The 10,021-nt window shown below is 61.3% G+C and carries 9 protein-coding genes; 5 read left to right on the forward strand and 4 right to left on the reverse strand.

From position 1 onward, the window contains the following. Nucleotides 1–1,251: MFS transporter (locus ACFFAR_RS14875; RefSeq protein WP_375508060.1), on the reverse strand; the 1,251-nt coding region annotated here is incomplete at its 3' end. A 46-nt stretch (nt 1,252–1,297) separates the two neighbouring features. Next, on the reverse strand, nt 1,298–2,068 hold the full coding sequence (locus tag ACFFAR_RS14880; protein ID WP_174362453.1) for an SDR family oxidoreductase: 771 nt from the start codon (nt 2,066–2,068) through the stop codon (nt 1,298–1,300). A 200-nt stretch (nt 2,069–2,268) separates the two neighbouring features. Between ACFFAR_RS14880 and selD the strand changes: the two genes are divergently transcribed. Next, the gene (selD, locus tag ACFFAR_RS14885) at nt 2,269–3,333 is read left to right on the forward strand and encodes a selenide, water dikinase SelD (protein WP_174362445.1); all 1,065 of its coding nucleotides are present in this window, start codon (nt 2,269–2,271) and stop codon (nt 3,331–3,333) included. Nucleotides 3,334–3,394: 61 nt separating this feature from the next. Next, entirely contained in the window at nt 3,395–4,339 is a 945-nt protein-coding gene (locus ACFFAR_RS14890; protein ID WP_062172319.1) for a cation diffusion facilitator family transporter, read from the forward strand. 21 nt (nt 4,340–4,360) lie between these two features. Here the strand turns inward: ACFFAR_RS14890 and ACFFAR_RS14895 are convergent, their stop codons facing one another. Next, nucleotides 4,361–4,654 carry a hypothetical protein gene (locus tag ACFFAR_RS14895; RefSeq protein WP_174362446.1) on the reverse strand — a complete coding sequence of 98 codons (294 nt, stop codon included), beginning with the start codon at nt 4,652–4,654 and terminating at the stop codon, nt 4,361–4,363. A 251-nt stretch (nt 4,655–4,905) separates the two neighbouring features. Between ACFFAR_RS14895 and ACFFAR_RS14900 the strand changes: the two genes are divergently transcribed. After that, entirely contained in the window at nt 4,906–7,437 is a 2,532-nt protein-coding gene (locus ACFFAR_RS14900; protein WP_375508061.1) for a mechanosensitive ion channel domain-containing protein, read from the forward strand. Here the strand turns inward: ACFFAR_RS14900 and ACFFAR_RS14905 are convergent. Further along, on the reverse strand, nt 7,353–7,727 hold the full coding sequence (locus ACFFAR_RS14905; RefSeq protein ID WP_062002562.1) for a hypothetical protein: 375 nt from the start codon (nt 7,725–7,727) through the stop codon (nt 7,353–7,355). The genes ACFFAR_RS14900 and ACFFAR_RS14905 overlap by 85 nt on opposite strands. Before the next feature lie 200 nt (nt 7,728–7,927). Between ACFFAR_RS14905 and ACFFAR_RS14910 the strand changes: the two genes are divergently transcribed. Then, nucleotides 7,928–9,031 (forward strand): purine nucleoside permease, encoded by a 1,104-nt coding sequence (locus ACFFAR_RS14910; RefSeq protein ID WP_174362448.1) that lies wholly within the window; start codon nt 7,928–7,930, stop codon nt 9,029–9,031. Between the two features lie 635 nt (nt 9,032–9,666). After that, nucleotides 9,667–9,984, forward strand: coding sequence for a flagellar transcriptional regulator FlhD (gene flhD / locus ACFFAR_RS14915; RefSeq protein WP_056362507.1), 318 nt, complete (start codon nt 9,667–9,669; stop codon nt 9,982–9,984). Nucleotides 9,985–10,021 lie beyond the last annotated feature (37 nt).

Here is a 10,021-nt window from a genome sequence, read left to right on the forward strand (position 1 = left end):
GGCAGGACGGGCCAGCGCCAGGCCGCCCGACGTGGCGCCGGTGAGATCGACTACCTTGCCGACCAGATACGGACTGATGATCCCGCCCAGATTGCCGATGGAGTTGATCAGCGCGATGCCGCCCGCCGCTGCCGTACCGCTGAGAAACGCGGGCGGGAGGGTCCAGAAGACGGGCAGGCAGCCGATCGCGCCAACCGACGCAATCACGAGCGAGATCATGGCGAGCGTGGTGTCGTGCGCGAAGTACGCGCTCAGCGCATAACCGATACCGCCCACCGCCACCGCCAGCCCGAGATGCCAGCGGCGCTCGCCGTGCCGGTCCGAACTCTTTCCGAGCGCGACCATGCCGATGCCGGCCGCCGCATACGGAATCGCTGTGAGCAAGCCGATGGTCATGGGGCTCGTGATGCCGGTGTTCTTGATGAGTTGCGGCATCCAGAAGGTGAGGCCGTACAAACCCATCAGCATGAAGAGATAGATCAGCGAGAGCAGGAGGGTGCCGGGCTGGCGCATCGCATCGATGAATCTATGCGACGTGCCCTGATCCTCGCGATCGATATTGGCCTGCATGACGGCTTTTTCTTCGGCGCTGAGCCACTTTGCGTTGCCGATACGGTCATCGAGAATCGCGAGCACGAGCAAGCCGAGCAGCGCCGTCGGCAAGCCTTCGAGCACGAACAGCCATTGCCATCCGGCAAGTCCGCCGACGCCCGCGAAGCGCGTCATGATGAAGCCCGACAACGGGCCGCCGATCACGCCGGAAATGGATATCGACGTCATGAAAAGCGCATTGATTCGTGCGCGCCGCTTTGCCGGAAACCAGTACGTGAAGTACAGGATGATGCCGGGCAGAAACCCGGCTTCGGTCGCGCCGATCACGAAGCGCAGCACGTAGAACCATGTCTCCGATGTCACGAACATCATCGCCGCCGACGCAATGCCCCACGAGATCATGATCCGCGCAATCCAGACCCGCGCGCCGACGCGGCTCAGGATCAGGTTGCTCGGGATCTCGAAGATGAAATAACCCACAAAGAAGATGCTCGCGCCGAAACCATACGCAGCGTTCGAGAGGCCGAGATCGCCCTGCATCTGGAGTTTGGCGAAGCTGATGTTGACGCGGTCGAAGTACGCAAAGATGAAGCAGACGATCAGCAAGGGCACGATCCGCCAGACAGCCTTGCGATACGCGTTTTCTTCGAGCGCGCTGGCTTCTGCCGCGCTCCCGGCGAGTGGAATCGATCCCGACATGGGGCGGTCTCCTGAGGTGTGTAGTTGTTATCGGCAGGAGCGCGGATCAGTTCGACCAGCCGCCGTCGATCATATGGATTGTGCCGGTGGTGAATCCGGATTCGTCGGAGGCGAGATAGGTGACGAGCGCCGCCACTTCCTCCGCACGACCAACGCGTCCAATAGGCTGGCGCGCAACAAACGCTGCCCGAACCTTCTCTTCGTCCACGTTGGACGCCGCCGCCTGCGTCGCGATACGCCCGCGCAGCGACGGCGACTCGATGGTTCCCGGGCAAATCGCGTTGCACCGGATCGCCTGGCCGACGAAATCGGCGGCAACGGACTTCGTCAAGCCGATCACAGCCGCCTTCGATGCCCCATATGCGAAGCGGTTCGGCACGCCTTTCACGCTCGACGCCGCCGATGCCATGTTGATGATCGACGCGCCTTTGCCGCTTTCCAGCATGCCCGGCAGGTAAGCGCGAATGGTCCGGTACATGGCCTTGACGTTCAGGTCGAAGCTGAAATCCCAGTCCTTGTCGTCGCACTTCAGGATGTTGCCGTCGGCCACGAAGCCGGCGCAGTTGAACAGCACGTCGATAGGGCCGGTGTTCGCGGCGAACGCGGCAATATCGGCGGCATCGAGCACATTCAGGCGCGCGGTGCGCAAGGTCGAGCCCGCGCCGGCGTCACGCGCGAGTTCTGCGAGCGCTTCTTCGTTGATGTCGGTAGCCCAGACAGTTGCGCCCTCTGCCGCCAGCATCAGCGCCGAGGCCCGCCCAATGCCGTTTCCAGCCGCCGTCACCACCACATTCTTGCCTTCGACCCGCTTGACCATTGCCGCTCCTTTCACGTTGTCAGGTTCCATCGAACGCAGCATTCCGTTCGATTCCAACGCTGATTTTCACATATGAAAATGTTTTTTATAAGTGAAGGTAAACGCGGAGTTACGGCTCCTTCCCGAAAATCCGGCTTTTCCCGCCGATCCCGAACAGACACCATAATGTCGTTCGCCCGTTACTTCGCCGGACCTTCTGAATGACTGAAATCAAGTTGAACGCCCACCCGTCGCCGCGCCTGACAAGCCTTTCCCATGGCGGCGGCTGCGGCTGCAAGATCGCGCCGGGGCTCCTTGCCGACCTGCTCAAGCGCAGCACGCCCATGGCCTTGTTTCCCGATCTGCTGGTCGGCAACGACACGGCGGATGACGCGGCGGTTTACCGGTTGAACGACGAGCAGGCGATCGTCGCGACGACCGACTTCTTCATGCCGATCGTCGACGACCCCTACGATTTCGGCCGCATCGCCGCAACCAACGCGCTTTCCGACGTCTACGCGATGGGCGGCAAGCCGATCCTGGCTTTGGCGCTCGTCGGCATGCCGATCAACGTTTTGCCGCACGACGTTATCGCAGCCGTCCTCAAGGGCGGCGAATCCATTTGCGCTGAGGCGGGCATTCCTGTTGCCGGCGGCCATTCCATCGATTCGGTCGAACCTATATATGGTCTTGCTGCAATCGGACTGGTGCATCCGAAGCGGGTGAAGCGCAACGCGGCCGCGCGCGCCGGCGACGTGCTGATCCTCGGCAAACCGCTGGGCGTGGGGGTTTTATCGGCGGCGCTGAAAAAGGATCAACTCGATGCCGCGGGGTACGCCGCCATGATCGCCGCCACGACCAAGCTCAACCGGCCGGGCGCGGATCTCGCGGCGCTGGACGCAGTCCATGCGCTGACCGATATCACCGGCTTCGGCCTGCTCGGCCATACGCTCGAACTCAGCCGGGGAGCGAGGCTGACCGCGCGGATCCGCTACAGCGATCTGCCGTGGCTGCCGGGCGTCGAGGCTTTCGCGAAGGCGGGGGTGTTCACGGGCGCATCGGGGCGCAACTGGGCGGCGTATGGCAAGGACATCCGGCTCGCGTCGTCGTTGCACGATATGGCACAAACCCTGCTCACCGATCCGCAGACTTCGGGCGGCCTGCTGGTATCGTGTGCGCCTGAAGCAGTTGACGAAGTCCTCGCCATCTTCCGCGCGGACGGCTTCGACGAAGCGGCTGTGATCGGAGAAATGATCGACGGCGAAAGCCGCGTCGAAGTGGTCTGAATCCGCGACTTCCACCCAAGTTCATCATGTTCAAAAAACCTGAACACTCGCCGGGAGCCCGATGAAAGAAGAATCGCCGAAGGCCATTTTTTACGCGCTCGCCGCCAACTTCGGCATTGCCGTGTGCAAGTTCGGCGCGGCGGCGTTCACGGGCTCCGGCTCCATGTTCGCCGAAGCGATTCACTCGACCGCCGATTGCGGCAACCAGCTTCTTCTCCTGTTCGGGCTCAAACGCTCGCAGGCGCCCGCCGACGTGCTGCACCCGCTCGGCTCGGGCCGCGAGATCTACTTTTATTCGATGCTCGTTGCGTTGCTGCTGTTTTTTGTCGGCGGGGCGTTCTCTGTTTATGAAGGCGTGCATCGGATCTCGGCGCATGAGCCGGTCACGAATCCCATTGTTGCGCTGGTCGTGCTCGGTATTTCCGTCGTGCTCGAAGCGTTTTCACTTGCCGGCGCGTTGAAGGAGATCCGCAAGACATCCGGCAACAAATCGCTCTGGCGATGGTTCCGCGAAACGCGCGAATCAGAGCTGATCGTCGTGACGGGCGAAGATGTCGCGGCGCTGGCCGGTCTGGCGATCGCGTTCTGCGCGGTGCTGATGACCATGATCACCGGCAACTCCGTTTATGACGCAGCGGGTTCCATCGGCGTGGGTGTGTTGCTGATGGTGATCGCGTATCTGGTCGCACGCGAAGTCAAGTCGATGATCGTGGGTGAATCAGCAAGTCCGGAAGTGCGCAGGGCGATCGATGCACATCTGCGCGCGCGTCCGGAAATCGTCCGCGTGCTCAACTTGATCACGCTGCAGTGGGGCAAGCAGATCGTGGTCGCGGTGCAGGCCGAGATGGTGGAATACGAAAGCGGCCGCGCCATGGTCGACGCCATCAACGTGATCGAAGAGGACCTGCAGCGCGCGTTTCCTGAAGCGCGCTGGGTGTTTTTCGAACCGGACATTGCACGCGCGCCAGGAACGAAAACCGAAGACCGCACAGAAGCGCAGGCCTGACGCGACGGGCCTGCAAAACGATCACGGCAAATGCGCCGGAGGGCGATCGTGGTGCGGCCGCGGCGTGTCCGGTGTATCGGGCAATTGCGTGTTGCCGGTTGCCGGAAGCTGCGTGGTGCCTTCATCGAGTGTCATCATGCTACCAGGGTCGCTTACCGACGCCGCCGCCGGCGGCGCGGTTTTCAGGTCCCTTGCGCTACCCGGGGTGTGGGCGGCAACTGCACGCCCGGGCGTGAGAAGTGCTAGCAGCAGTCCGGCCGCGGCAAGCGCGGCGGCCGTCAGAAGCCTGGCAGTTGGCTGGTTCTGGACTCGCATGCGAAGGTCCGGTAGTTTTGATCAGACCTTTCATGCACGAAGTATTCCAGCTTGTACTGCGATGACCGCAGGTTCAATCGTGCTCGAGGCCGAGCGCATCCGTTGCGGAATCCATAACAGAGTTCCTCATCCCGCCTATGCGCAAAATTGTCCTTTCCATTTCCCTTCTTTTCGCGTTTGCCCTGAACGGTGCTTTGTCTTTTCCGGCAATCGCCGCAACCAGCGCAAGCAGCGCTGCAAAGCAGGCGCCCGTGGCATTGACACCCGAACAGGCGCGCACCGCGCTGGCGGTGCTCAACGATCCCGCACGACGCAGCCAGATCGAAGATACGCTGCGCGCCGTCGCGGCGGCGGGGGCGCTTGCCGTGCCGATATCGGCGAGTGATGCCGCGGCGGCCTCCGGCGCAACCGCTGCGAGCGACGCGTCCGCAGCGTCCGGTGCATCGGGCGCGGCGGGCGTCCTGGCGAAGTCGCTGACGAGCAACGGACTTGCGTCGCAGATCACGCACCAGGCCAGCTCCTGGATGGTCGAGATCAGCACTGGCTTGCGCCGCTCGGTGACGGCGCTCCTCGACTATGGATCGGTCATCCAGTGGTGGCGTCAGCGCACCGCGACCGAAAGCGGCCGGGCGCTCGTGGGCGAGGTGTTCTGGGCCATCCTCGTATCGCTGTTGCCTGCATTGCTGCTCGAATACCTGAGCGCCCGGCTCGTGCGCGGGCAGCGTGCGCGGATTGCGGCGAGGGGAATCGTCGATGTCGATGACACCCAGCCCGAGCTCAAGAAGGACGAACGCGCGGCCGTGCATGCGGAAGCCGTGGCGGAACGCTCCGGCAACGAGGTTGCCATCCAGATTGCAGAGCAAAAGGCCGATACCGCCCGTGGCGTGCGCCACGCCGCGCGTCACTGGACCTTGCTGCAACGTTTGCCGAGCGCGATCCTGCACAGCCTGCTCGCGCTGCTGCCGCTGATCGTCTTCACGATTGCGGCGACGGTGCTGATGTCCATCTTCATCGATGAGGGCACGCCCCAGGGCCGCTCCGTCGCGGCGCTCGTCGATGTCTACCTGATCTGCCGCGGCATCGTGATCGCGAGCGGGTTCTTCTTCGCGCCGCGTGCTCCGGGTCTGCGCCTCATTCAGATGAGCGATGAATCCGCCGCTTTTACACATCACTGGCTGGTCGCGATCGTCTCGGTCGCGGGTGCGGGCATTGCGCTTGCCGAGGGCGCCGCGCCGCTGGGACTGACCAACGTCGCACATGATTCGATCATCAAGGCGGTTGCGCTGGTGGTCCACGTGCTGATTGCCATCGTGATACTGAAATGTCGCGTGACCGTCGCGCAATGGATTCGCGACAGCATGCGCGGACGCCGCCCGTTTGTGTTGTTCGGCAACTGGATCGCCGACATGTGGGCCGTCGCCGCCGTGTTCCTGGTGATGGCGCTGTGGTTTGTCTGGGCACTCGACGTACACAACGGTTACCGCACGCTGTTTCATCTTTTCGGGGTGTCGCTGCTCGTGCTCGTCGCCGCGCGCGTGATCGCGATCGTGGTGTTCGGCGCGCTTGGACACATGTTCCACACGGCCGCCGAAGAAGAGGATCTCGCAACGAAGTCGATCGCGCACCGGCATGCATACCGCTACTACCCGCTGCTGCGGCGCGTCCTGCAAACATTGATCATCATAGGGCTCGTCCTGACGCTGCTGCAGGTCTGGGGCCTGCACGTCTTCTCGCTGTTTTCATCGGGCGGCGTGGGACACAGGCTTGCTTCGGCGCTGATCACGATTGCCGTGGCTGCGCTATTCGCCGTGATCGTGTGGGAAGGCGCCAACGTGCTGGTCGAGCAGCGGCTCGAGCGCTGGACCGCGAGCGGCGACCGCTTGCGCGCCGCGCGGCTCCAGACCCTCCTGCCGATGATGCGCACGGCGCTTTTCATCGTGATCGCGATGGTCGTTGTCATGACCGGACTCAGCGAGATCGGCGTGAACACGGGGCCGTTGCTCGCGAGCGCGAGCATCTTCGGCGTGGCGCTTGGCTTCGGTTCACAAAAGCTCGTGCAGGATCTGATCACCGGCATCTTCCTGTTGATGGAAAACGCCATGCAGGTCGGCGATTCGGTCACGCTCGCGGGCGTGTCGGGAACGGTCGAGTATCTGTCGATACGGACCGTGCGCCTGCGCGGCGGCGACGGGTCGCTTTTCACCGTGCCGTTCAGCTCGGTATCGACGGTGAACAATACGAATCGCGGCATTGGCAATGCGGCGGTCCGCGTGAGCATTGCGCTCGGGCAGGATATCGGACTGGCATCGGATACGCTCAAGGAGATCGGCGCTTCGCTGCGTGAGGACGATGCATTCAAGGACGGCATTCTCTCGGACTTCAGCCTCTGGGGCGTCGACGCGGTCGATGGCTCGACAGTCACGCTCGCCGGCCAGATCCAGTGCCGCGATACCGCGCGATGGGGCGTGCAGCGCGAGTTCAACCGGCGCATCGTGGATCGCTTCACGCAAGCCGGTATCGAGATTGCCAATCCGCAGCGCAACTTCCTGATCTTCAACAGCGCGGACGGCGAGGAACTGGCCGCGCGTTCGAAGGGCAGCGAAGAGGGCGAGTTGCTGAATGCGCCCGCACAAGCGCAAGCAACGGACAGTGCAGGGCGTGATCCCTACAACGACGCGGCCGTCGACAGCGAAGCCGATCAATCCACTTTGCGCGGCGCACGTACGAGTACGGGCGAGCCTTCGAACTCGCCGCCTGATCGCTCGAAGCCGAGCCGCTCGTAGAACGCCTCGAGCGCCGCGCCGTCCGGCGCGGCGCGATCCACGCCATCACCTTTCAGCGCCAGCGGCTTTGGCACGAGCGACAGCATCACGCCATGCCGGTCGGCCAGCGCGACCAGCCGTTCCATTGCCGCTCGTGCATGTCCACGGTGATGCTCCCCTTCCGACCACACCGCTTCCAACGCGACGGCGCAATCGCCGTTCGTCTCCAGCCACATCTCGACCTCTTGCCGTTCCTCTACATGACTCGCGTGAAACGCATCGATCATTTTTGAAGCCGCGGTGGCATGCATGGAGATCCTTGAAACCCGTGGAAGATGCCTTGCAGGGTAGTGCGTAATCCGTACTTGCAGCAATTTGTATTGCACGCGGCGCTTCTATAATGCTTTCGGCGAGTGATCCTTACAGTGTCTTACCTGGCATGCGCGTTACACATCAACAATTCACCTCGCGTTTCACCTGTGTTTCCACATCCTCTTATGGTGCCGCCCAGATGAAATCAAATGTCCGTTCCTCGTGTCTTCCTCGCATCTTCAAACATTTCCCCGCATCGAGCTTGACTGCCGTCGCCGCGACGCTTGCTTTCAGCGCGTGTGCGTCAACGTTTGCGCAGGATTCCGACGACTTTCGCAGCAGCAATCATGGAGGGCAGGACGTAAAGGTCATGATCGTTTCCATGTTCGGGCCGGAAGGTCAGGTCTGGCTCGACAAACTCGGTCCCTGGAAGACGATCAGCGTGCCCGGCCTCTCGCCGGACTACCCGGTCGTACATTGCAACCGGCAGGAGATCTGCGTCATGACCACGGGCATGGGGCACGCGAACGCCGCGGCATCGCTGATGGCGCTGACCTTCTCCGATAAATTCGATCTGCGCCGCACGTACTTCATGATCGCGGGCATTGCCGGTATCGATCCAATACAAGGAACGGTCGGATCGGCGGCGTGGGCGAAATATCTCGTCGACTTCGGAATCCAGTGGGAAGTCGATGCCCGCGAGAAGCCGGATAGCTGGCCGAGCGGTTATCTCGGCATCAATACGAAGAGCCCTGCAGAGAAGCCACCGCTCGACTACAAGACCGAGGTGTTCCAGTTGAACCCGGCACTCGCCGATGCGGCGTATGCGTTATCGAAGAATGCCGTGCTCTCCGACAGCGCCGAAGCCCAGGCTGCGCGCGCGAAGTTCGGCTATGCGCCGGCCAACCAGCCGCCAAAGGTGATCCAGTGCGACACGCTCGCTGGAGACACGTGGTGGTCGGGGAAATATATCGGCGAACGGGCCCGCGACTGGACCAGGCTGCTCACTGACGGCAAAGGCGTCTATTGCACGACGCAGCAGGAGGACAACGCGACGTACGAAGCGTTGAAGCGCGCGGCGAGCGCCCATAAGGTGGATTTGAACCGCGTGGCGGCGGTGCGGACAGGCTCGGACTTTGACCGGCCCTATGAAGGACAGACTGCCTCGGACAATCTGCTGAACTATGCCGCGCAAGGCGGTTTTACGCCGGCTATCGAAAATCTGTATCGGGCGGGTAATCCGCTGGTGCAGGACATTGCCATGCACTGGGGCGAGTGGCGCGAAGGCGTGCCGCAACGCTGATCAGCGTCAATTGTTTCAACGGCGCGGACGCATCATGCGTCGGCGCCGCTCAAGCCGGATAAAAAATTCCCGTCGATCCGGGACTGCCCTGTTGTTACAAACCGCCCGTAACAAGTTCGCCCATTCCCGTTTCGATAATTTTTTTCTGCAAATCGAGCCCGGCAAACTGAAAGGCGGACGACAGAAGCGCCATGCGGGTTTTCCTTGTGGCGCATTCCTAAAATCCTGAGTCCAGTTGTAACAAATCCCGGCTAAACATAAACCTGTTAATTGTGAAATCGTGTCAACCGAGTGAATGGGGTAGGCGTTTTTTCCTTAATAAAATCAAAAGCCAAGCAATTTATCTGGCAAAAGCAGCGGCGCAAAAACAACGCTAAAAACCGGTCACTTTTTCCTGTTACAAAGTTAAGAAAAAACTACCGATCCGCAGTGTTGTTTTATGGAAATTTATTATTGAGATGAGCTTGATTTCCCGATGCACGCTACTTACAATCCGTTTCACAGTGTTGTTACAAGATGTAACTAGCTGAAACAAGTTTGAATGTAGCCCGACAGAACAAACGTTTGGCTAGGCAAAGAAAGCCGGTAAAAAATTCGGCACGGTGCTCGGGGTTTATATCGAACGCAGGAACATCATGAACGGTCGCGAAACGCTGGACTCGATTCGAGAAATCAACTTGTCGTACATCATGCTTGCGCAGCGCATGCTGCGTGATGACCGTGCTATCGGGATGTTTCGACTCGGGTTGTCAAAAGAACTCGCCGATCTTCTGTCAGGCCTCACGCTGGCACAGGTCGTCAAGCTGGCGTCTTCAGACCAGTTGCTGTGTTTCTTCCGCTTCAATGATCACGCGATGTTGACTGCACTGACGGCGCCCGCGAAGCATGCGGATATTGCGCCGACACACGCAGCCATCTTGCTGGCCGGCCAGCCGGCAGAACAGTTCGTTTAAGCACGAGAGCGCGCCATGCTTAAGAAAAGCCTCACCG

This window comes from uncultured Caballeronia sp. (genome assembly GCF_964243625.1).
Taxonomy (GTDB): Bacteria; Pseudomonadota; Gammaproteobacteria; order Burkholderiales; family Burkholderiaceae; genus Caballeronia.

Coding starts and splice junctions, on each gene's coding strand:
- selD (WP_174362445.1), top strand. CDS start 2,269: ATGACTGAAATCAAGTTGAACGCCCACCCGTCGCCGCGCCTGACAAGC.
- ACFFAR_RS14910 (WP_174362448.1), top strand. CDS start 7,928: ATGAAATCAAATGTCCGTTCCTCGTGTCTTCCTCGCATCTTCAAACAT.
- flhD (WP_056362507.1), top strand. CDS start 9,667: ATGAACGGTCGCGAAACGCTGGACTCGATTCGAGAAATCAACTTGTCG.
- ACFFAR_RS14880 (WP_174362453.1), bottom strand. CDS start 2,068: ATGGTCAAGCGGGTCGAAGGCAAGAATGTGGTGGTGACGGCGGCTGGA.
- ACFFAR_RS14890 (WP_062172319.1), top strand. CDS start 3,395: ATGAAAGAAGAATCGCCGAAGGCCATTTTTTACGCGCTCGCCGCCAAC.
- ACFFAR_RS14905 (WP_062002562.1), bottom strand. CDS start 7,727: ATGCATGCCACCGCGGCTTCAAAAATGATCGATGCGTTTCACGCGAGT.
- ACFFAR_RS14895 (WP_174362446.1), bottom strand. CDS start 4,654: ATGCGAGTCCAGAACCAGCCAACTGCCAGGCTTCTGACGGCCGCCGCG.